The organism is Pseudomonas sp. S3_A09 (genome assembly GCF_054668065.1).
This window is the reverse complement of the sequence record NZ_CP162752.1, coordinates 5,286,917-5,308,618: the sequence shown is the minus strand read 5'-3', so window position 1 is coordinate 5,308,618 and position 21,702 is coordinate 5,286,917. Positions and strand designations below refer to the sequence as shown.

General features: G+C 60.6%; 21 protein-coding genes and 2 pseudogenes. 14 read left to right on the top strand and 9 right to left on the bottom strand.

Features of this window, described 5'->3' with window-relative positions:
• The first annotated feature begins 4 nt into the window (after positions 1-4).
• From AB4N92_RS24790 to AB4N92_RS24760, 7 genes and pseudogenes are all read left to right on the top strand, one after another.
• Entirely contained in the window at positions 5-835 is an 831-nt protein-coding gene (locus tag AB4N92_RS24790) for a carbohydrate ABC transporter permease (RefSeq protein ID WP_010210759.1), read from the top strand.
• Positions 836-857: 22 nt separating this feature from the next.
• Positions 858-1,961, top strand: coding sequence for an ABC transporter ATP-binding protein (locus tag AB4N92_RS24785; RefSeq protein WP_010210760.1), 1,104 nt, complete (start codon positions 858-860; stop codon positions 1,959-1,961).
• Positions 1,962-1,979: 18 nt separating this feature from the next.
• Positions 1,980-3,461 carry a mannitol dehydrogenase family protein gene (locus AB4N92_RS24780; protein ID WP_183701685.1) on the top strand — a complete coding sequence of 494 codons (1,482 nt, stop codon included), beginning with the start codon at positions 1,980-1,982 and terminating at the stop codon, positions 3,459-3,461.
• Between the two features lie 141 nt (positions 3,462-3,602).
• A complete protein-coding gene (gene xylB, locus AB4N92_RS24775; RefSeq protein WP_045792220.1) occupies positions 3,603-5,084 on the top strand; it encodes a xylulokinase in 1,482 nt (493 codons plus the stop codon).
• A gap of 12 nt (positions 5,085-5,096) precedes the next feature.
• Positions 5,097-6,035, top strand: coding sequence for a carbohydrate kinase family protein (locus AB4N92_RS24770; RefSeq protein WP_045792221.1), 939 nt, complete (start codon positions 5,097-5,099; stop codon positions 6,033-6,035).
• A gap of 143 nt (positions 6,036-6,178) precedes the next feature.
• Positions 6,179-6,415: pseudogene (locus tag AB4N92_RS24765) on the top strand (hypothetical protein); the annotation flags it as partial.
• Positions 6,416-6,584: 169 nt separating this feature from the next.
• Positions 6,585-6,854: a DUF2790 domain-containing protein gene (locus AB4N92_RS24760; RefSeq protein ID WP_010210772.1), complete on the top strand. Its 270-nt coding sequence runs from the start codon at positions 6,585-6,587 to the stop codon at positions 6,852-6,854.
• 107 nt (positions 6,855-6,961) lie between these two features.
• On the opposite strand, the gene AB4N92_RS24755 is transcribed toward AB4N92_RS24760, so the two are convergent.
• Complete coding sequence (locus AB4N92_RS24755; protein ID WP_010210773.1) at positions 6,962-7,231, bottom strand: DUF1652 domain-containing protein; 270 nt, start codon at positions 7,229-7,231, stop codon at positions 6,962-6,964.
• Positions 7,232-7,465: 234 nt separating this feature from the next.
• Complete coding sequence (gene ilvA / locus AB4N92_RS24750) at positions 7,466-8,488, bottom strand: threonine ammonia-lyase, biosynthetic (RefSeq protein WP_236267216.1); 1,023 nt, start codon at positions 8,486-8,488, stop codon at positions 7,466-7,468.
• Between the two features lie 273 nt (positions 8,489-8,761).
• On the opposite strand from ilvA, the gene AB4N92_RS24745 reads away from it, so the two are divergent.
• The gene (locus AB4N92_RS24745) at positions 8,762-8,962 is read left to right on the top strand and encodes a ParD-like family protein (protein ID WP_010210776.1); all 201 of its coding nucleotides are present in this window, start codon (positions 8,762-8,764) and stop codon (positions 8,960-8,962) included.
• Complete coding sequence (gene map, locus AB4N92_RS24740; protein WP_021491774.1) at positions 8,962-9,711, top strand: type I methionyl aminopeptidase; 750 nt, start codon at positions 8,962-8,964, stop codon at positions 9,709-9,711. Before AB4N92_RS24745 ends, map begins: the two co-directional genes overlap by 1 nt.
• Positions 9,712-10,259: 548 nt before the next feature.
• On the opposite strand, the gene AB4N92_RS24735 is transcribed toward map, so the two are convergent.
• Positions 10,260-11,198: a magnesium transporter CorA family protein gene (locus tag AB4N92_RS24735; RefSeq protein WP_010210779.1), complete on the bottom strand. Its 939-nt coding sequence runs from the start codon at positions 11,196-11,198 to the stop codon at positions 10,260-10,262.
• 7 nt (positions 11,199-11,205) lie between these two features.
• Positions 11,206-12,792 carry a RimK family protein gene (locus AB4N92_RS24730; RefSeq protein ID WP_042571568.1) on the bottom strand — a complete coding sequence of 529 codons (1,587 nt, stop codon included), beginning with the start codon at positions 12,790-12,792 and terminating at the stop codon, positions 11,206-11,208.
• 94 nt (positions 12,793-12,886) lie between these two features.
• Here AB4N92_RS24730 and AB4N92_RS24725 point away from each other — a divergent pair, with 94 nt between their 5' ends.
• Positions 12,887-13,987, top strand: coding sequence for a GNAT family N-acetyltransferase/peptidase C39 family protein (locus AB4N92_RS24725; protein ID WP_044287057.1), 1,101 nt, complete (start codon positions 12,887-12,889; stop codon positions 13,985-13,987).
• On the opposite strand, the gene sfnG is transcribed toward AB4N92_RS24725, so the two are convergent.
• Positions 13,971-15,056 carry a dimethylsulfone monooxygenase SfnG gene (gene sfnG / locus AB4N92_RS24720; protein WP_021491776.1) on the bottom strand — a complete coding sequence of 362 codons (1,086 nt, stop codon included), beginning with the start codon at positions 15,054-15,056 and terminating at the stop codon, positions 13,971-13,973. The genes AB4N92_RS24725 and sfnG overlap by 17 nt on opposite strands.
• Positions 15,057-15,309: 253 nt before the next feature.
• On the opposite strand from sfnG, the gene AB4N92_RS24715 reads away from it, so the two are divergent.
• Positions 15,310-16,548, top strand: a complete 1,239-nt coding sequence (locus tag AB4N92_RS24715) for an acyl-CoA dehydrogenase family protein (protein WP_010210787.1) — start codon at positions 15,310-15,312, stop codon at positions 16,546-16,548.
• Positions 16,549-16,737: 189 nt separating this feature from the next.
• On the opposite strand, the gene AB4N92_RS24710 is transcribed toward AB4N92_RS24715, so the two are convergent.
• Together AB4N92_RS24710 and AB4N92_RS24705 are read right to left on the bottom strand one after the other, a co-directional pair.
• Positions 16,738-17,523 (bottom strand): sulfite exporter TauE/SafE family protein, encoded by a 786-nt coding sequence (locus tag AB4N92_RS24710; RefSeq protein WP_010210788.1) that lies wholly within the window; start codon positions 17,521-17,523, stop codon positions 16,738-16,740.
• 91 nt (positions 17,524-17,614) lie between these two features.
• On the bottom strand, positions 17,615-18,385 hold the full coding sequence (locus tag AB4N92_RS24705; RefSeq protein WP_044287055.1) for a class I SAM-dependent methyltransferase: 771 nt from the start codon (positions 18,383-18,385) through the stop codon (positions 17,615-17,617).
• Between the two features lie 139 nt (positions 18,386-18,524).
• On the opposite strand from AB4N92_RS24705, the gene AB4N92_RS24700 reads away from it, so the two are divergent.
• Positions 18,525-19,046, top strand: a complete 522-nt coding sequence (locus AB4N92_RS24700; RefSeq protein WP_010210793.1) for a DUF3455 domain-containing protein — start codon at positions 18,525-18,527, stop codon at positions 19,044-19,046.
• 40 nt (positions 19,047-19,086) lie between these two features.
• Here AB4N92_RS24700 and AB4N92_RS24695 read toward each other — a convergent pair.
• Positions 19,087-19,173 (bottom strand): annotated as a pseudogene (locus AB4N92_RS24695) (outer membrane lipoprotein carrier protein LolA); the annotation flags it as partial.
• Between the two features lie 43 nt (positions 19,174-19,216).
• Between AB4N92_RS24695 and AB4N92_RS24690 the strand changes: the two are divergent.
• The gene (locus AB4N92_RS24690; RefSeq protein WP_010210797.1) at positions 19,217-19,732 is read left to right on the top strand and encodes a sigma-70 family RNA polymerase sigma factor; all 516 of its coding nucleotides are present in this window, start codon (positions 19,217-19,219) and stop codon (positions 19,730-19,732) included.
• Positions 19,729-20,397, top strand: a complete 669-nt coding sequence (locus AB4N92_RS24685; RefSeq protein WP_021491780.1) for an anti-sigma factor — start codon at positions 19,729-19,731, stop codon at positions 20,395-20,397. Before AB4N92_RS24690 ends, AB4N92_RS24685 begins: the two co-directional genes overlap by 4 nt.
• Here AB4N92_RS24685 and AB4N92_RS24680 read toward each other — a convergent pair whose 3' ends face one another.
• Positions 20,398-21,699: an ATP-binding protein gene (locus AB4N92_RS24680; protein WP_010210799.1), complete on the bottom strand. Its 1,302-nt coding sequence runs from the start codon at positions 21,697-21,699 to the stop codon at positions 20,398-20,400.
• Positions 21,700-21,702: the final 3 nt, after the last annotated feature.

Sequence of the window (21,702 nt, the reverse complement as noted above, 5' to 3'; positions counted from 1 at the left end):
CGCCATGACGCTTCAACAATCCCGCCGCCTGCAAAGCCTGTTGCTCGGCACCCTGGCCTGGGCCATCGCGATCCTGATTTTCTTCCCGATCTTCTGGATGGTGCTGACCAGCTTCAAGACCGAAATCGACGCGTTCGCCACGCCGCCGCAGTTCATCTTCACGCCGACGCTGGAGAATTACCTGCACATCAACGAGCGCAGCAACTACTTCAGCTATGCGTGGAACTCGGTGCTGATTTCCTTCAGCGCAACGGCGCTTTGCCTACTGATCTCGGTGCCGGCCGCCTACTCCATGGCGTTCTACGAGACCCAGCGCACCAAAGGCACGTTGCTGTGGATGCTGTCCACCAAGATGCTGCCACCCGTGGGCGTGCTGATGCCGATCTACCTGCTGGCCAAGAGCTTTGGCCTGCTGGATACACGCATTGCGCTGATCATCATCTACACCCTGATCAACCTGCCGATTGTGGTGTGGATGGTTTACACCTACTTCAAGGACATTCCCAAGGACATCCTCGAAGCCGCCCGCCTGGATGGCGCGACCCTGTGGCAAGAGATGGTCCGCGTACTGTTGCCGATTGCCAAAGGCGGCCTGGCGTCCACCGTATTGCTGTCGCTGATCCTGTGCTGGAACGAGGCGTTCTGGTCGCTGAACCTGACCTCCTCCAGCGCCGCGCCGTTGACCGCATTGATCGCCTCCTACTCCAGCCCCGAAGGCTTGTTCTGGGCCAAATTGTCCGCCGTCTCGACCCTGGCCTGCGCACCGATCCTGATCTTTGGCTGGATCAGCCAGAAACAGCTGGTGCGCGGTTTGTCCTTTGGCGCCGTTAAATAATAATTCCTAGCGGAGGCTCATCATGGCCAACCTGAAAATCAAGAATCTGCAAAAAGGCTTCGAAGGCTTCTCGATCATCAAAGGCATCGACCTGGAAGTGAACGACAAGGAATTCGTGGTGTTCGTCGGCCCGTCGGGCTGCGGTAAATCCACCCTGCTGCGCCTGATCGCCGGCCTGGAAGAAGTCAGCGAAGGCACCATCGAACTGGATGGCCGCGACATCACTGAAGTGACCCCGGCCAAGCGTGACCTGGCGATGGTGTTCCAGACCTACGCGCTGTACCCGCACATGAGCGTGCGCAAGAACATGTCGTTTGCCCTGGACCTGGCCGGTGTCGACAAGAAGCTGGTGGAGAGCAAGGTCAGCGAGGCGGCACGCATCCTGGAACTGGGACCGTTGCTGGAGCGCAAGCCCAAGCAGTTGTCCGGTGGCCAGCGCCAGCGTGTGGCCATCGGTCGCGCGATTGTGCGTAACCCAAAGATCTTCCTGTTCGACGAACCGCTGTCCAACCTCGACGCCGCCCTGCGCGTACAGATGCGCCTGGAACTGGCGCGCCTGCATAAAGAGCTGCAAGCGACCATGATCTACGTGACCCACGATCAGGTTGAAGCCATGACCCTGGCCGACAAGGTGGTGGTGCTGAACAGTGGCCGTATCGAGCAAGTCGGCTCGCCGCTGGAGTTGTACCACCAGCCAGCCAACCTGTTTGTGGCGGGTTTCCTCGGCACGCCGAAGATGGGTTTCCTCAAGGGCAAAGTCACCCGTGTTGAAAGCCAAAGCTGCGAAGTGCAGTTGGACGCTGGCACGTTGATCAACCTGCCGCTGAGTGGCGCCACCTTGAGCGTGGGCAGTGCAGTGACCCTGGGCATTCGTCCGGAACATCTGGAAATTGCCTCCCCGGGCCAAACCACCCTGACCGTCACCGCCGACGTCGGCGAACGCCTGGGCAGCGACACCTTCTGCCATGTCATCACCGCCAATGGCGAACCGCTGACCATGCGGATTCGCGGCGACATGGCCAGCCAGTACGGCGAGACGCTGCACCTGCACCTGGACCCGGCGCACTGCCATCTGTTCGACACCGACGGTGTTGCCGTGGCCCGCCCACTGCGCGCTGCCGCCTGATTTCGCGAGACTTTGCTGATGAAACTGAATAAACAGAACCTCGCCCAGTTGGCACCGCAAGTGAAGCTGCCCACCTATGAGATCGCCAGTACCACGCAGGGCATCGCCCATATCGGCGTCGGTGGCTTCCATCGCGCACATCAGGCGTATTACACCGACGCCCTGATGAACACCGGCGTTGGCCTGGACTGGAGCATCTGCGGCGTCGGCCTGCGGGCCGAAGACCGCAAGGCCCGCGACGACCTGGCCGGCCAGGACTACCTGTTCACCCTGTATGAACTGGGCGATACCGATGACACCGAAGTGCGTGTGATCGGCTCGATCAGCGACATGCTGCTGGCCGAAGACGGCGCCCAGGCGTTGATCGACAAGCTGGCTGACCCGGCAATTCGTATCGTCTCGCTGACCATCACCGAAGGCGGCTACTGCATCGACGACAGCAACGGTGAGTTCATGGCCCACCTGCCGCAGATCCAGCATGATTTGGCGCACCCGAGCGCACCGAAAACCGTGTTCGGCTTTATCTGTGCCGCGTTGACCAAACGCCGCGCCGCCGGCACTCCGGCATTTACCGTGATGTCCTGCGATAACCTGCCGCACAACGGCGCCGTGACGCGCAAGGCGCTGCTGGCCTTCGCCGCCCTGCACAATGCCGAACTGCACGACTGGATCAAGGCCAACGTGAGTTTCCCGAATGCCATGGTCGACCGCATCACGCCGATGACCAGCACCGCGCACCGCCTGCAATTGCATGATGATCACGGCATCGACGATGCCTGGCCGGTGGTGTGCGAACCCTTTGTGCAATGGGTGCTGGAGGACAAGTTCGTCAACGGTCGCCCGGCCTGGGAAACGGTCGGCGTGCAGTTCACCGATGACGTCACCCCCTATGAAGAAATGAAGATCGGCCTGCTCAACGGCAGCCACCTGGCGCTGACCTACCTGGGGTTTCTCAAGGGTTATCGGTTTGTGCACGAGACCATGAACGATCCGGTGTTTGTCGCCTACATGCGCGCCTACATGGACCTGGACGTCACGCCGAACCTGGCACCGGTGCCGGGCATCGACCTGACGGACTACAAGCAGACGCTGGTGGATCGCTTCTCCAACCAGGCGATTGCCGATCAGTTGGAGCGCGTGTGTTCGGATGGCTCGTCGAAGTTTCCCAAGTTCACCGTACCGACCATTAACCGGTTGATCGCCGATGGCCGCGAGACTGAGCGCGCCGCGCTGGTGGTGGCGGCCTGGGCGTTGTATTTGAAAGGTGTGGATGAAAACGGGGTGAGCTACAAGATCCCGGATCCGCGGGCTGAGTTTTGCCAGGGGCTGGTGAGTGATGACGCGCTGATCAGCCAACGCCTGTTGGCGGTGGAAGAGATTTTTGGTACGGCTATTCCCAACTCGCCTGGGTTTGTGGCAGCTTTCGAGCGCTGCTTTGTCAGCTTGCGTGACAACGGCGTCACCGCAACACTGCAACATCTACTGAAGAAACCGAATTAAATAGGTGGGAGCTGGCTTGCCTGCGATAACGATCTATCAGTCACATCATGGCTAACCGGACCACCGCCATCGCAGGCAAGCCAGCTCCCACCGTTGATAGGGTTTCCACTCCAAAAAAACAATACTGCTGAGCAAATCCTCATGACCCAGCAAAACCTGTTTCTCGGCATCGACTGCGGCACCCAAGGCACCAAGGCCATCGTCCTCGACGCCTCCAGCGGCAAGGTACTCGGCCTGGGCGCTGCGGCGCACACGCTGATCAGCGGCGCCAATGGCCGTCGCGAGCAGCACACCCAGGAATGGCTGGACGCCTTTACCGAAGCCACCCACCGCGCCCTGCAACAGGCGGGCGTGGATGGCCAGGACATCCTCGGCATCGGCGTTTCCGGCCAGCAACATGGTTTGGTGCTGCTGGATGACCAGGGCCGCGTACTGCGCCCGGCCAAGCTGTGGTGCGATACCGAGACTGCGCCGGAAAACGAGCGACTCTTGCAGCACCTGGGCGGCGAAAGCGGCTCTCTGGAACGCCTCGGTGTGGCGATTGCCCCGGGCTACACAGTATCCAAGCTGCTGTGGACCCGCGAACAGCACCCGGACATTTTTGCGCGTATCGCGCATATCCTGCTGCCCCACGACTACCTCAATTACTGGCTCACCGGTCGCGCCGTCGCGGAATACGGCGATGCGTCAGGCACCGGCTACTTCAACGTGCGCACCCGTGAATGGGATGTGGCGCTGCTCAAGCACATCGACCCGAGTGGGCGCCTTGAAAACGCCTTGCCGCAACTGATCGAGGCCGATCAAAGCGTCGGCACGATTCTTCCGGCAATTGCCGAACGCCTGGGCATCAACCCCAATGCCATCGTTTCCAGTGGTGGTGGTGACAACATGATGGGCGCCATCGGCACTGGCAACATTGCGCCTGGCGTGATCACCATGAGCTTGGGTTCATCGGGCACTGTGTATGCGTTTGCCGACCAGCCGAGCGTAAGCCCGCAGGCGTCGGTCGCCACGTTCTGCTCATCCAGCGGTGGCTGGCTGCCGCTGATCTGCACCATGAACCTGACCAACGCCACCGGGGTGATCCGCGAACTCTTCGATCTGGACCTGACCGCGTTCAATGCCTTGGTCGAGCAAGCGCCGATTGGCGCGGACGGCGTCAGCATGCTGCCGTTTCTCAACGGCGAACGCGTGCCCGCCCTGCCCCACGCCACCGGCAGCCTGCACGGCCTGACCATGACCAACCTGACCCGCGCCAATCTGTGTCGCGCGGTGGTCGAAGGCACGACCTTCGGCCTGCGCTACGGCCTGGACTTGCTGCGTCAGACAGGGTTGCAAAGCCAGAGCATCCGCTTGATCGGTGGCGGTTCGAAAAGCCCGATCTGGCGGCAGATGGTCGCCGATATCATGAACACCGAAGTGGTCTGCACCGAACAAAGTGAAGCCGCCGCGCTGGGCGCCGCGATTCAGGCGGCCTGGAGCCAGTCCGGCGAGTCACTGGCCAGCCTGTGCGACAAGTGCGTGAGCGTTGACCCGGCCAGCCGTACGCTGCCGGTAGCGGCCAGTGTCAGCGCATATCAACAAGCCTACGAGCGCTATCAGCAGCTTGTGGCAACCCTTTAAGAGCGAACGACTATGTATCTGGTGTGTGGTGAAGCGCTGTTTGATTTTTTCAGCGAGGAAGATGCCAGCGGGCAGGCGTCCAAGGTCAATTACAAGGCGATTGCCGGCGGTTCGCCGTTCAACGTCGCGGTAGGCTTGCGCCGCCTGGGTATCGAGGCAGGCTTGCTCGGCGGTTTGTCCACTGACTTCCTTGGTCGCCGCTTATTGCAGGTGCTCAAGGATGAGGGCGTGAGCGAGCAGTTCCTGGTGGAATTTGCCGCGCCGACCACCTTGTCGATGGTCGCCGTGGGCGCCAATGGCTCACCGCAGTACAACTTCCGTGGTGAAGGCTGCGCCGACCGACTGCTGGAAGTCGCCCATCTGCCTGAGCTGGGTGATGACATTCGCGGCCTGCATATCGGCTCGTTCTCCCTGGTGGTGCAACCCATCGGCGACACCCTGCTGAGCCTGGTCAAGCGCGAAAGCGGCAAGCGCCTGATCAGCCTCGACCCCAACGTGCGCCTCAACCCGCAGCCGGATATCCAGCTGTGGCGCGACCGCGTGGCAGAGTTGGTCAAGCATGCCGACCTGATCAAGGTCAGCGACGAAGACCTGCACCTGCTCTACCCCGAACAGTCCCCGGAAAGCGTGTTGCAGGGTTGGCTGCAGCACCGTTGCCAGTTGGTGTTCCTGACCCAAGGCGGCGATGGCGCCAGTGTGTTCAGTCGCCAGCACGGCCACTGGTCACAACCGGCCGTCAAGGTGGTGATGGCCGATACGGTGGGGGCCGGCGATACCTTCCAGGCCGCGTTGATTGCCTGGTTGACCGAGCAACAATTTGACTCGATTGACGGCCTGCAGCAGCTCAGCCGCGACCAGATCGACGCCATGCTGGGCTTTGCGATTCGCGCCGCGGCATTGACCTGCACCAAGACCGGTCCAGACCTGCCTTACCGCCGCCAGGTGAGTTGAACCCAGCAGCAACATGAGCAATGTGCCACCACGCAGGCCACGTATTCCGTGGCCTGCGCGCGTTTATACACACATTGCCAAGCGGGAAAACTGTGCTAAACCCAAAACAGGAGCAGTAATTACAACAAATGCAGGAAAGACCCATGCAAAAAAGCAACGGCTTATCAACCCGCGCCGTTTTAGCTGTCGGCCTTCTCTCACTGCAGTACACCACACCACAACAGTCCTACGCTGCCTGCGCACTCACTCCCGGCCCGGGCAACGACACCTTCATCTGCGACAGCGGCAGCAGTGCCGGCCTGACCGATCTCCTGGGCAATAACAGCCTGACGCTGCCTGCAGGTGGCACCGGCACCATCAACGGTAAGCGTCTACTTGGCGGCAGACTACAAAACCCACCTGGACAGCAACGCGATGGAGGGGGTCAGCGGCACCGCCGGCGTGCGCATGAGCTGGTGAAGATGAAGGTTTTGTCAGCCAGGCAAACATTAATCGATGGTTAATCCCGCAAGTCGAGAGTGACGCTGTACCCACTTGCGGAGAACCACCATGAAACTGCGCACATTGATGCTCGGTGCCACCTTTTCACTGGCGGCTGTGTCAGGCCTGGCCCAGGCCGACGATCAAACAGCCGCCGTGAAACCCGTGCCTTACCACTATGGCCTGCCGATGAACATCGACAAGGTCCTGGCCATGAACGAAGCCCAGACCGACGAATGCAAAGTCATCAAGGCCGATATCAAGTTTCTGGACAAGGCAGGCAAGGTGGAAGACGTGAGCTATCGGAAGATGTCCGATGCCTGCGATTTCCAGAATTGAAGCGAACCACCGTAGGACCGAGCTTGCTCACGAAGCACTTAAAACGCCACTGAGTAGTAGGCTACCCGCGTTATCGTTGCCGATTTTCGCGAGCAAGCTCGCTCCGGCTAATAGTAGCCGCGCCCTCCCACTCGTTGCAGGGTAGGTGCGTGGGTGTGCTTGAGGTCTTCGCGCAACCCGGTGATCAGGTTGCAAATGGCTCGACTGCTGTCGAGTTTGTCTGCATCGATTCCTTTGACTTCCAAATCCACCCGGTCGCGGTCACGGTCATCGTAGACCTTGATCGTCAGCGAGGCATCTTCGGCTTTGGTGCATTCGCACCGTCTGGGCAGGAAACTTCCTTCAATAATGCTGCGAAGTTCTAATTCCGAAAGCATGGTCAACCTCTCCTTTTCTGAGACTGCCAACAGATTGTTATGAATCTGGCGGACGCTCGCCCGCCGCGTCTTGCCGGCCCTGGAAGACGCTTGTAACACCCAAGCGTACTCGGCAAAGTCAGCGCTCGTTGTAACTTTTCCTCATAAGCACTGTGCCTGGTTATAGAGGTTGAACAGCGTCAATGGAATCGTCGTCGAACGGCTGCGATTAAACGTTTAACCCTGGACTTAAGGTCAAACGACACTTTGCGCAGCGACCCTTTCGGCAACATGTCGCAAACTATCGAAGTTGATGTTCGCTCCCGAATTGATCGCCACCAGCGTCTGCCCGCGCAGGTTGTGAGCGGCGACGTATTGGCGAATGCCCGCCACCGCCAACGCCCCGGAAGGTTCGGTGATGGAACGCGTGTCGTCGTAGATCAACTTGATTGCGCTGCACAACGCGTCATTGCTGACGGTGATGACTTCATCCACCCAGTCCCGGCAGATCTCGAACCCGTGGGCGCCGACCTGGGCCACCGCCGTACCGTCGGCAAACCCGTCAACGCTGGGCAGCACCACGCGCTCACCGGCACGCAACGCCGCCAACAGGCAACTGGAGCCTTCGGGTTCGACGCCGATGATGCGCACGTCCGGGCGCAGGTATTTGACGTAGGCGGCGACGCCGGCGATCAGGCCACCACCGCCCACCGGCACGAAGATCGCGTCCAGCGGCCCCTGCTGTTGGCGCAGGATCTCCATAGCCACTGTGCCTTGGCCGGCGATCACGTCTGGGTCGTCGAAGGGCGACACGAAGGTGCACCCGGACGACTCGGCCAACTGCAGCGCATAGGCCAGGGCAAAAGGAAAACTCGCGCCGTGCAGCACGGCTTGCGCACCGCGTGAACGTACGCCCAACACCTTGAGTTCCGGGGTACTGGCGGGCATCACGATACGCGCCTTGATCCCCAACTCGCGCGCTGCCAGGGCCACACCCTGGGCATGGTTACCCGCCGACGCGGTGACCACGCCACGGGCCCTTTGCTCAGGCGTGAGCTGCACCAGCTTGTTATAGGCGCCGCGGATCTTGAATGAAAAGGTGGGCTGCAAGTCTTCGCGCTTGAGCAACACCTGGTTGCCCAGCAATGCCGACAAGGCCGGGGCCGCTTGCAAGGGCGTACGCACCGCCAGGTCGTACACCGGGGCAGCAAGAATCTTCTTCACGTAATGCTCGAGCAGTCCCGGGTCGGTGGTGTGAGGCGCGGTGCAGCTACTCATGGATGTCTCCTGGCTTTTTGTCAAAGACCCTGGAGACGGAAAAACAAAACCCGCCTCTAGGGCGGGTCTGGGTACAGCCGTGCGCTATCCCGCCAAATGAGGAATGGCGGTAATAATGCTTGGCTGGCTGCGGAAGGCTTGAAAAGTCATGTGACGAAACTAACCGGCGGCCCGCGATCAAGTCAATGGCCAAGCGCCATTTAGCGGCTGGGGGTTTACGTTCTATATACGAAACGTATACGCTTTGTATATTCCCACTGCACAGTGATGACCATGGGCATCGTCAAGATCACCGACCACCTGCACGAACAATTACGCCTGGCCAGCGCAGCGATGGACCGCTCCATCAACGCCCAGGCCGAGTTCTGGATCAAGATCGGCCTGCTCGCCGAACTCAATCCTCACCTGCCCTACAACGAGCTGATCAACAAACTGCTGCTGGACAAACCTGATCTGATCCGAGGGCGCAGTTGATGATCAAGACTGCCGCACAATTGGTCGTGATGCGTGAAGCCGGGCGCCTGCTGGCCCAGGTCTTCACCATGCTCGACGGTTTTGTCGCCGCCGGCCGCTCTACCCTGGAGCTGGACGCCGCCGTCGAAGCCTTTATCCGCAACGACCTCAAGGCCCGCCCTGCCAGCCTGGGCCAGTACGACTACCCCTTCTGCATCAACACCTCGATCAACGAGGTGGTGTGCCATGGCCTGCCCAGCGCCAAGGCAATCCTCAAGGACGGCGACATCATCAACATCGACATCACCCTGGAAAAAGGTGGCTTCATTGCCGACTCCAGCAAGATGTACATGATCGGCAGCGTTACGCCCAAGGCCCAGCGCCTGGTCGAGAAGACCTTCGAAGCGATGTGGGCCGGTATCCGCCAGGTCAAGCCCGGCGCCCGCCTGGGTGATATCGGCCATGCCATCCAGAGCCATGCGCAGGCCAACGGCTACAGCGTGGTGCGCGAGTATTGCGGCCACGGCATCGGCCGGCAGATGCATGAAGAACCACAGGTCCTGCACTTTGGCCGTCCCGGCACCGGTCTGGAACTGCGTGAAGGCATGGTGTTTACCGTGGAGCCGATGCTCAACCAGGGCAGCTCGAAAGTGCGCAGCCTCAAGGATGGCTGGACGGTGGTCACCAAGGACAACAGCCTGTCGGCGCAGTGGGAGCACACGGTGGCAGTGACCGCGGATGGCTTTGAAGTCCTGACCCTGCAGACTTAGACGGTTGCCCATACGGCGGCTCACTTTCGAACAGCCGGAATGCCGGCCCAGTCAAAAGTAAGAAAAATGCTCTCGCCGCAACCCTCGGCACTTCGCTAGAGCTGACCCGTTTCTTACTCTCGATTTCAGTCAAATGTGAGAGCTGGCTTGCCTGCGATGGCCTCAACTGAATGTGCCTGATGTACCGAGTTATCTGCATCGCTGGCGAGCCAGCTCCCACAGAAAAGCAGGGAGGTGACTGATCTCTCAGCCAAGCGCGGCGGCCTTAGAGCTGACCCGTTTCCTACTCTCTATCTCGGTCGAATGTGGGAGCTGGCTTGCCTGCGATGGCCTCGACTGAATGTGCCTGATGTACCGAGGTGTCTGCATCGCTGGCAAGCCAGCTCCCACAGAAAAGCAGAGGCGACTGATCTCTCAGCCAAGCGCGGCGGCCTTAGAACTGACCCGTTTCCTACTCTCTATCTCGGTCGAATGTGGGAGCTGGCTTGCCTGCGATAGCCTCAACTGGATATGCCTGATGTACAGAGGTGTTTGCATCGCTGGCATGTTCACACGACATTGGCGCCCCCCGCTATCCGCTTCAGCCCCACCACCATCAAGCCCGCCCCAAGCCCCATCGCCAGCAGGAACAACGGGTACGACACCCACCAGGGCGTGCCCGCGGTCATCATGCTGAACTCCGACATGCCGCCAATGCTCGCAATCAGGTTGAGCGGCAGGAACACCACGTTGATCAGGGTGAGCTTGCGCAACAGGTTGTTCATGCTGTTGTTCATCAGGTTGCCGCGCGCATCGATCAGCCCGGAAAACACGTTGGAATAAATCTCCGCCTGTTTGTAGCACTGATGGTTCTCAATGATCAGGTCATCGATCAGCGCCAGGATTTCCGCGTCGAAGTGCTCCTTCTCGGCATGGTTGCGCAGCCGCGACAACACCGCGCCGTTGCTGTGCAGCGCGTTGATGTAATAGATCAGGCTTTCGCTGAGGCTGAACATCTGCATCAGATGATGGTTGCTCATGGACGCGTTGAACTGCTGCTGCAATTCCCGGGCGACCAGCTTGATCACCTTGAGATGGCCCAGATAGTGGTGGATGTTGTTGAGCAAAAGGTCCAGCAACACATCCAGCGGTGTGTGCAGTGGGCGGCGCTTGCCGAGACCGGTCAGCGGGGTTTCGTCGGTGGCAATCACCAGCAGGCGGCTGGGCGAAAACAGCAGGCCGCAGGACGACACCTCGAACACCAGGTTGCCGCCGCCGGAGTAGTTTTCCGGGCGCTTCCAGATCAGGAACAGATTGTCCGGATGAAACTCGATGCGTGAGACTTCGTCGGGGTCCAGCGCCGAAGCCAGGGCGTGCTCGTCGAGCTTATGGTGGTCGCGCAGCCACTCGCGCTCGGCCAGGTCAGGGTTGTTGAACAACAGGATCGGGGCATCGTCACTTTCCCCACCGTACAGCTTGCCGTCGGCCAGTTGAAAACGCTGAATCATCGCCGGGTCACCAAACCTGGCCCTGACGTTTCAACTCCAGACGTCGCACGAACTCCTCCAGCACCAGCCCATACAGGTCGTCCTGCAAGTAGGCATCCTCAATGCCCGCGTCCAGGTTGGGGTTGTCGTTGACTTCGATCACCACCACTTTGTCGCCGGACTGCTTGAGGTCGACGCCGTAGAGGCCATCGCCGATCAGGTTGGCGGTCTTCACCGCCAGTTCCACCACCGCTTTGGGCGCTTCGTGGACCGCCAGGGTACGGCACTCACCGTTGATGTCCTGGCCGATGGCCTTGTGGTTGTAGATCTGCCAATGGCCCTTGGACATAAAGTACTGGCAGGCAAAAATCGGCTTGCGATTGAGTACGCCGATGCGCCAGTCGTACTCGGTGTAGAAGAATTCCTGGGCCAGTAACAGCACCGAATGCTCGAACAACTCGGCGGTGGCCTTGAGCAAGGCGTCCTGGCTTTCTACCTTGATCACGCCTCGCGAGAAGCAGCCGTCGGGGATCTTCAACACCAGCGGGAACCCCAGGCGCTCGCCGACCCGTTCGAAGTCTTCCGGTCGCTCCTTGTACAGAATCTCTGTGGCGGGCATGCCCAGTTGGTGGCTGTTGAGCAAGTCGGTAAGGTAGACCTTGTTGGTGCAGCGCAATATCGACGCCGGGTCGTCCATCACCACCAGGCCTTCGCTTTCGGCTTTCTTGGCGAAGCGGTAGGTGTGGTTGTCGACGCTGGTGGTTTCGCGGATCAGCAAGGCATCGTATTCAGCCAGGCGCGAGTAGTCCTTGCGCTCGATCAACTCGACATCGATGCCCAGGCCCTTGCCCACGCGGATGAAATTATCCAGCGCCTTGGCATTCGACGGCGGCAATTGCTCCTGGGGATCGTGCAGGATCGCCAGGTCATAACGCGCCAGTCTCCGTGAGCGCGGCTGGCGCCAGATCTTGCGGCTGAAGTTGTCCAGGGCGTGGGCAAATTGATCTTCCTGATCATCGCGCAACTTGTGCAACACGCCGGACTTGACCCCTTCTATGTGCCAACCGTTATTCTTTTTGAAATCAACTAACAGAATCGGGCAAGGGAAGGCTTCAAACAATTGACGGGCCAAATCCTGCAATGGCTCTATATTGGTTCGACCAAAATAAAGTGTCAGGGTAAAGCCTTCGGTATTGCTATAGAGGTGATGATTCAGGGCTTTATCAAGGGTCTTGTCCAGGTCGTCCAGGGCCAGGCCGTACAGCGACTTCCTGGTCAGTTCACTGATGGTGCGCACCGAGGGAATTACCTTGTGCCCACGGGCTTCGGCGAGCAGCGAGCAGTAATAACCGTGCCCCAGGTACTTGTAGCCGCGGCACAGGTTGATCACCTGCACACGCTTGCCGGTCTCGCTTTCCCGGGTCTGCTCCAGGTATTCCTGCGCGGTGACGATGTCTTCGCTGGGGAAGTAGGAGGCCCAATCTTCCTTGCGCTCGACAATGATCACTACTTGACGGGTTCCTTTGAGGGGGACGGGAAAATAACCTGTATTAGTTATTGTCGCCGCGACTGTTTGCTCGGATACTTCACGCCAATGACCTTGTACCGCCGACATAATATTTGATCCGCTTTAGAGAACTCGACCTTTTCTATTAAGCACGATCTTTTAGAGAAGTCCCGTTTCGTTACGCAACTTTTACGGCGGTCATATGGCTCTTTGCTTTCGCGTTGCAACCCCCTGCGATGTGCCTGAACTGGTGGCACTGGAACAGCACTGTTTCACCACCGACCGGCTGTCATCGCGCAGTTTCCAGTGGATGGTCAGCCGCGCCCATGGCCAGTTGCTGGTGGCGGACAATGACGGGCAACTGCTCGGCTATGGGCTGGTGTTGTTCCACCGCGGTACCTCGTTGGCGCGCCTGTATTCCATCGCCATTGCCGAGCACGCGCGCGGCCTGGGGTTGGGCAAACAGTTGCTCGCCCGTATCGAAACCATCGCGGTGGAACACGACTGCGCCTACCTGCGCCTGGAGGTGCGCACCGACAACCCCGGCGCCCTCGCCCTGTATGAACGCAATGGCTACCGGCGTTTTGCCCTGATCAACGATTACTACGAAGACCACACCGCTGCCCTGCGCCTGGAGAAACGCATCGTCCAGCATCAGGATGCGCGCCCGCAAAGCGTGCCGTATTACCAGCAGACCACTGACTTCACCTGTGGCGCTGCCTGCCTGCTGATGGCTATGGGCGCGCTGGTGCCGAAACGCGTGGCACAACGCCGCGAAGAGCTGCAGATCTGGCGCGAAGCGACCACCGTGTTCATGACCGCCGGCCACGGCGGATGCAGCCCCCAAGGGTTGGCCCTGGCCGCCTGGCGCCGGGGCTTTGCGGTGCGCATGCAGGTGAATGTGCGCGGGCCGCTGTTTTTGGATGGCGTGCGTGATGCGCATAAAAAGGACGTCATGCGCCTGGTGCATGAGGCTTTCGAAGAGGAATTAGCGAGTAGTGACGTCGAGCAAGTGTTCGGCGGCGCGCTGGACTTGCCCCAGGTATTACGCGACGGCGGCCAGCCGCTGGTGCTGATCAGCAGCTACCGCCTCACCCGATCCAAGTCACCGCACTGGGTAATAGTCACCGACTGCGACGATGACTTCGTCTACCTTCACGACCCGGACGTTGACCACAGCCAGCACCGTCAGCCCCTGGACTGCCAGCACTTGCCGGTCAGCCATGGGGAGTTCGAACGCATGTGCCGGTTCGGCAATAACAAATTGCGCGCGGCGGTGGTGGTCTTCACGCCACGTTCTTGATCGCAGCCTTGGCCTCCAGCTCACGCACCAGCGGCAACACGCGCTTGCCGAAGTACTCGACTTCTTCCTGGAAGTGCAGGAAACCGGCGAGCACCAGGTCCACCCCCACCGCCTTGAGCGCGATGATGCGCTCGGCGACCTGCTGCGGCGTGCCGATCAGGTTGGTCTTGAAGCCATCGTTGTACTGCACCAGGTCTTCGAAGCTGGACTTAGCCCAGTTGCCCTCACCTTCCGGTGAAGCCTTGCCGGCCTGCTTGGCTGCATCACCAAAGGCATTCACGGCCTCCGGATCGGCCTTGTCGATGATCTCCGCCAACACGGCACGGGCTTCTTCCTCGGTGTCGCGGGCAATCACGAACGCGTTGACGCCGACCTTGACCGAATGGTTATTCGCCGCCGCCTTGGCTCGAATGTCGTCGACTTGAGCCTTGATGCCTTCTGGGGTGTTGCCGTTGGTGAAGTACCAGTCCGACACCCGTGCGGCCATGTCCCGCGCCGCCCGCGAGCTGCCGCCCTGGAACACTTCCGGCTGGCCCAGTGGCTTGGGCTTGAGGGTGTACTCGTTGAAACGGTAGAAGTCGCCCTTGAAGGTGAAGTCGTCCTGGGTCCAGATGCCTTTGAGGGCACGGATGAACTCTTCGGAACGACGATAGCGCTCGTCGTGCTCCAGCCAATGTTCGCCGATGGCCTGGAACTCGCCCTTGAACCAGCCGCTGACGATATTCACCGCGATACGGCCGTTGGTGAGCTGGTCGATGGTCGCCAGTTGCTTGGCCGCCAGCGCCGGTTGCCACGGACCGGGCAGGATGGCGGCGATCACCTTGAGCGTGGTGGTCGCCGCCAGCAGCGCATGGCTGAACGCTACGGACTCATGCTGGTTTTCGGCGCCGTAGCCGGCGGTGAAACGGATCTGGGTGAGGCCGTACTCGAAACCGGCGGCTTCTGCAAGCTGCGCCAGTTTGCGGTTGTAATCAATGCCCCAGTGAGTGCGTTGCTCGATCTTGCTGACCACCAGCCCACCGCTGACGTTGGGCACCCAATAGGCAAATTTCACGGCTTGCTGACTCATCGAACGGTACCTCGCACAAAGGGATGTACCCGGGGCTTGAGCAGCAAGCGTGCCAGGCCGGTGAAACGCCCATGCCAGGGGCTCTGGGCCGACTTCGAGGTGTCGGCGACGATGTCGCAGAGTGTGCTGGTTTGTCGATCAGCTGTTGCCAGGGCAACAGTGGCCGAAGGGTCTACCCCGCAAATACGGGCGCTGGCACCCGGCACGGACTGTGCAATCCCCCTGTACCGATCACTGCCCAGGAACCTTGCCCATGACCGAACAACACGTCATCAACCCGCTGTCTACCGGCGTCGACTACCCGACTCTGGCGGCACGCTTCCGCCCGATTTTTCAGCGCATCGCCGAGGGCGCCCTAGAGCGCGAACAGCGCCGCACCCTGCCCCACGAGCCGATCCAGTGGCTGAAAGCCGCCGGCTTTGGCGCGGTGCGCGTGCCGGTGGAGTACGGCGGTGGGGGCGCTTCCCTGCCGCAGTTGTTCGAACTGCTGATCGAACTGGCCGAAGCCGACTCCAACGTGCCCCAGGCCCTGCGCGGGCACTTTGCCTTTGCCGAAGACCGCCTGAATGCACCGCCCAGTGCCGGTCGCGACCTGTGGTTCAAGCGCTTCGTAGAGGGCGATATCGTCGGCTGCGCCTGGACCGAAATCGGCAACGTGGCCATTGGCGATGTGGTCACCCAGGTCAGCCCCGACGGTGACCATTGGAAGCTCAATGGAGAAAAGTTCTACAGCACCGGCAGCATCTTCGCCGACTGGATCGACGTGTATGCCCAACGCAGCGACACCGGCGCCGATGTGATTGCCGCCACCCGCGCCCGCCAGCCTGGGGTGGTGCACAGTGATGATTGGGACGGCTTTGGCCAGCGCACCACGGGCAGCGGCACGTCGCGCTTTACCGATGCGGTGGTGGAGGCGGACAACGTTATCGACTTTGCTACGCGGTTCAAATACCAGACGGCGTTCTATCAGTTGGTGCTGCTCGCCAGCCTGGCGGGTATTGGCCGCGCGGCGCTGCGCGACGTGGCACACCAGGTGCGCAGCCGTAAGCGCATCTACAGCCATGGCAATGCGGCCCATGTCAGCCAGGACGCGCAGGTTCAACAGGTAGTGGGCGAAGTGGCGGCGCTGGTTTATGCCGCCGAGGCAAGCGCGTTGAAAGCCACGTTGCCGGCGCAACGGGCGTACCTGGCGCGGTTTGGGAGGGATGATATTGTTGAGCGTGAAGCCAATGTAGCGGCCGAGATTGAGTCGGCCACGGCGCAGGTGGTGGTGTCGGGGTTGATTCAGCGTGCCACCAGTGAGTTGTTCAATGCTCTGGGGGCGTCGGATGTGCGTCAGGGTAAGGCGCTGGACCGGCATTGGCGGAATGCGCGGACGGTGTCGTCGCATAATCCGGTGATTTATAAGGCGCGGATTGTGGGGGATTGGGTGGTTAATGGGGTTGAGCCGCCGTTTGTCTGGCAGATTGGGAATGGGCCGGGCCGGGGTTGAGTCACTCGGCACATCGCTTAAGCTCGGTGTGCCCGTAATCCAACATTGATTTGGAGGGCTTGCCAGCAATGCAGGCAACTCGGTATGTCAGTTACACCGAGGTGATGCCATCGCAGGCAAGCCAGCTCCCACATGTTGACCGAGTTCGGCGTTGAATACCGGACGGCTTTAAGGCCGTCCCAGCCAACATCAGAACGCGAGCTTGTAACCAATCGCCATCAACATAACCGCCAAACAAGGCCGCAACACCCCATCCGGAAGCTTGCCCGTCATATGGCTGCCGACATAGATTCCCGGCAACGACCCCATCAACAAAAACCCCAACAAATGCCAGTCCATATTCCCCATGCTGGCATGCCCCAACCCCGCCACCAGGGTCAGCGGCACAGCATGCGCGATTTCAGTCCCCACCAATCGCCGCGTAGCCAGGAACGGATACAGAATAAACAACGCCACCGTTCCCAGCGCACCAGCACCGATGGACGTCAGCGCCACCATGGTTCCGAGGACCGCGCCAGTCACCACTGTCAGCGCATTCAGGTTCCGCGGGCTCATGTGATAGCTATCACCCGCATGCCGCTGGGCAAACGCCAACAGACTTTTCTTGAACAGAATCGCCAAGGCCGTCAGCAGCAGCACCACACCGAGCGCCTGCTTGATCACCGCATTCATCACACTGGGGTCGGTATGCAGACTGGCCAGGAACCACAGCGTCAACAACACCGCAGGCACGCTACCCAGGGTCAGCCAGCCGGTGATGGCCCAATCGATATTCTTGTTCTTGCTGTGCACCAACACCCCACCCGACTTGGTGATGGCGGCATACAGCAGGTCAGTGCCCACGGCGGTGGCCGGGTTGATGCCGAACCACAGCAGGATCGGGGTCATCAACGAGCCCCCACCCACACCGGTCATGCCCACGATAAAACCAACGATCAGGCCAGCAATTACAAAACCAAAATTACCCACATCCATCACAGCTACCTGCGGCCTTATAAATTTCTGGCCGCAGGATAGCGATTTTTCTTATAACGACTTATATCAATGTGATCTGACTTTATGCCTTTTAGCTCAGACGGTGACAGACATAAGCCTGGGTCTGATACGGAAAGGCCACCGTGTCGCGCCCCTTCAACGCCGGATGCGTATCAATCAAGGCCTGCAATTGCGCAGTCACTACCGCCTTGGGTGCATCCGGCAGCGCGGCAATAAAGCTCACGGAAAGGAAGCGGTCCATGATCACTTCCTGAGGGCTGCCGACATGACTGTAGGGAAAACAGGTTACTTCGGGGTCGGAAAAATACTCGCCGGTGAAGGCCTCACGCCAACGCCCCGTATGAAAGCGCGGCGTATCACCCTCGTACGGGGTGATAATCTCGGTGATGGCGGCGACCCAATCCACCGACTCATCGCGGACATTCCACACCAGGCCAAGCCGACCGTCAGGTTTGAGTACGCGATGGATTTCTGCGAGCGCGGCTTCAGTGGAAAACCAGTGGAACGCCTGGGCACACACCACTGCGTCGGTGCTGGCAGAAGGCAGTGGGATGGACTCAGCAGTGCCATTGACCAGGCGCACATCCGGCAACAGTTTGGTCAACTGCGCGCCCATGGCCGCGACCGGCTCGACGGCGGTCAATGTCGGTGCCAGGGTGCTGAGCAGGCGGGTGAATTTGCCAGTGCCGGCGCCCAGGTCGATCACGCTCGATTGTGCATCGATGCGCAGAGTGTCGGCGAGCCAGCCCGTGAGTTGCCTGGGGTAGTCCGGCCGGCCTTGGGCGTAGGTGACGGCCTGGGTAGAGAAACCTTGTTGAGCAGACGTGTGTACACCAGTCATTGCCAATCTCTCCTCCGGGTAAAGCGGGGGCACAGTGTGCGCCCTCTCACCTTTATTTTCTAATCGCTGCATCCAATCGTACGCGCCATGGGTAGTCCTTTCAGAAACCCCGCTGTTTTACTGAAATGGAGAAGTACCCATGAACGCTAAAGCACTGTTCTGCCTGACTACACTGCTGGCCGCCGCGCCGGCCGCATTCGCCCAGACTGGCTTGCCTGACAGCATCAAGGTGCCGGACGGCCACAAGGTGGCGCTGGAAACCACCGGCGTCGGCGAAATCACCTACGAGTGCCGCGACAAGGCCAACGCTGCCGGCCAGACCGAGTGGACGTTTGTCGGGCCAAAAGCGGTGTTGAATGACCGCAGCGGCAAGCAAGTCGGCACCTACTTTGGCCCACCGGCCACCTGGCAGGCCAAGGACGGTTCGACAATCACCGGCACCCAATTGGCCGTGGCGCCATCGGGCGCGGGCAACTTGCCGTATCAATTGGTCAAGGCCAACCCCGCTGAAGGCAAAGGCGTGATGAGCGGCGTGAGTTACATCCAGCGCGTGGCCCTCAAGGGCGGCGTGGCACCGAACACAGAGTGCACGGCAGCCAACAAAGGCAAGCAGGAAGTGGTGAAATACCAGGCCGATTACATCTTCTGGGCGGCCAACTGAGCAAACTGAGCTACGCTGCCCCGAAACTGCCTACACACCTTGTAGGAGCGAGCTTGCTCGCGAAGAACCTGAGAGCGCCACGGACAGCCTGAATGCCCACGTTTTCGTTAACGTTTTTCGCGAGCAATCTCGCTCCTACAGGGGTTCAGCAATTGAGGGGACGGTGATACGTGTTTGATTACGAAGCCTGTCTGCAGGCCTGCGCCCGTGGCGATCAACGCGCCTTGCGCCAACTCTACGAGCAGGAAAGCAGCCATCTGCTCGGCGTAGCGATGCGCATCGCCAGGAACAGATCCTTGGCCGAAGATATCGTGCACGATGCGTTTATCAAGATCTGGCGCGGTGCCGGCAGTTTTGACCCCAGTCGCGGCTCGGCCCGTGGCTGGGTGTTCAGTGTGACCCGGCACCTGGCGCTCAACTTCGTACGAAACCAATACCGCGAAGTCCCGTTGAGCGATGAACACGAACAGGTCGCTGCAACCGACACGTTTGAATTCACTGCACGCTCAGGGCAAGTGCACACCTGCCTTGAGCAACTCGACCCGGTCCGTCGCACGTGCATCCTGCATGCCTATGTCGACGGTTATTCCCACAGCGAAATCGCCCAGAAACTCGACACCCCGCTGGGGACCGTCAAGGCCTGGATCAAACGTAGCCTCGCCGCGCTGCGGGAGTGCATGGCATGAGCAACCCACTGGACGAACTGGCCAGCGAATACGTGCTGGGCACCCTACCCGGCGAACAGCGCGCTGAAGTCGAACAACGCCTCAAACACGATGCCGAACTACGCGCTGCCGTGGACGCCTGGGAGCAACGCCTGTTGCCGCTGACGGCCTTGGCGGAGCCCGTGCCGCCCTCCTCTAAGCTGTGGCGGCGTATCGAACGCAATATTGCCAGTGCCGGTACACGCTGGTGGGACCTGCTGGCAGTGTGGCGCGGCCTGGCCGGTGCTGGGCTGTTGACCACGCTGGTGCTGGCCGGGTTGCTGCTGACCCGCCCGCCCACTGCCGCCCCAAGCTTCGTGGTGGTGCTGGTGGCGCCGCAAAGCCAGGCACCGGGCTGGGTGATCCAGGCCAGCAATGATCAGCAGATTCAGTTGATCCCGTTGGGCGTCATGGAAGTGCCGGCCGACAAGGCCCTGCAGTTCTGGACCAAGGGCGACGGCTGGCAGGGACCGGTATCCTTGGGCCTGGTCACGCCGGGGCAGACGCTGTCGGTGCCATTGGACAAGCTGCCACCGCTGACTCAGAACCAATTGTTCGAACTGACCCTGGAAGACCCGCGCGGTTCGCCGACCGGCAAACCCACTGGGCCGATCCAGGCGATCGGCCGCGCGGTCAAAGTGCTCTGATCAGGCGACGGTGGGCAACCACACGCGAAACCGCGCACCGCCCAGCGGTGAAGCCAATGCCGTCAAGGTGCCGCCCTGGGCTTCCAGGGCGCGCCGGCTGATGGCCAGGCCCAGGCCAAACCCGCCGGTAGCGCGGTCGCGGCTGCGGTCGAGCCGGTAGAACGGCTCGAAGATGCGCTCGCGCTGGTCCACGGGGATGCCGATACCGTCGTCGTCCACCCAGATTTCACAGCCCTTGGCACACACCTTCACCCCAACCTGGATGCGCTTGTCGCAGTAACGCGTGGCATTGCGCAGCAGGTTCTGCAAGGCACGAGCAGTGAGGCGCGGATCGAGGCTGAAGCGCTCTACGGCGCAGTCGAGCGCGACGTCGATGACGATCTCGGGGTTTTCCAGTTCGTCATCGACGCTGCCCAGCACGCTGTCGATGAACTCATCGAGCACCACCTCGACCCGCTCCGGCAGCTGCGCCGGGTTTTGCAGGCGGCTGTAGGACAACAACTCCAGTACCAACTCATCCAGTTCGCGGATATGCGCCACCAGGCTTTGCAGGCGTTCGCGGCTGGCCTCGGGCAAGTCCTCGGAAAGCGCCAGGGCGAGGCCGAAATCCAGGCGCGTGAGCGGCGTGCGCAGCTCATGGGAGACCGCGTTGAGCAGGTCGCGCTGCTGGTTGAGCAGGTGCTCGATGTCGTCGGCCATGGTGTCGAACACCGAGGCCAGGCTGCCGATGCTGGAACTGGCCGGAATACCCGTGCGCTCGGCCAGGTTGCCTTGGCCCAATTGCGCGGCGGTGCTTTTCAGGCGTTCCAGATCGCGCCAGTGCGGGCGCAACCACACCAGCAGGCAGGCCAGCAGTGCAGCGACGATCAGCACGTTGATCGCCCAGTACAGCACATTCATGTCCATCGGATCGGGCGGTACAGTCAGCTTGACCACGAACTGCTCATTGATCGGCGAGCTGATTTCCTCCATCCAACCCCATTCCCCCAGCCGGACCACCGACTTGCCGCGTTCCAGCAGCGTCTCTTCGGCCGGGGTGTAGCTGGCGTCCTGGCGCAGCAACAACTGCACTTTCAGCGGCGCGAAATCACGACCGAGTTGCTCGGTGACCTGGGACCAGCGCTCCACCGGCGCCCGCAGGTATTGCTTGACGATCAGCTTCTGCTGGCCGCGGGTCTGCTCGATGTTGTAGTTCATGTAGCGGTGTTCGAACAGCTGGATCACCAGCGACGGGATCAAGTAGATCGCCAGGCTGTAGGTGACGATGGTGATCAGGTAGAGGCGCAGCAATACACGGAACATGGC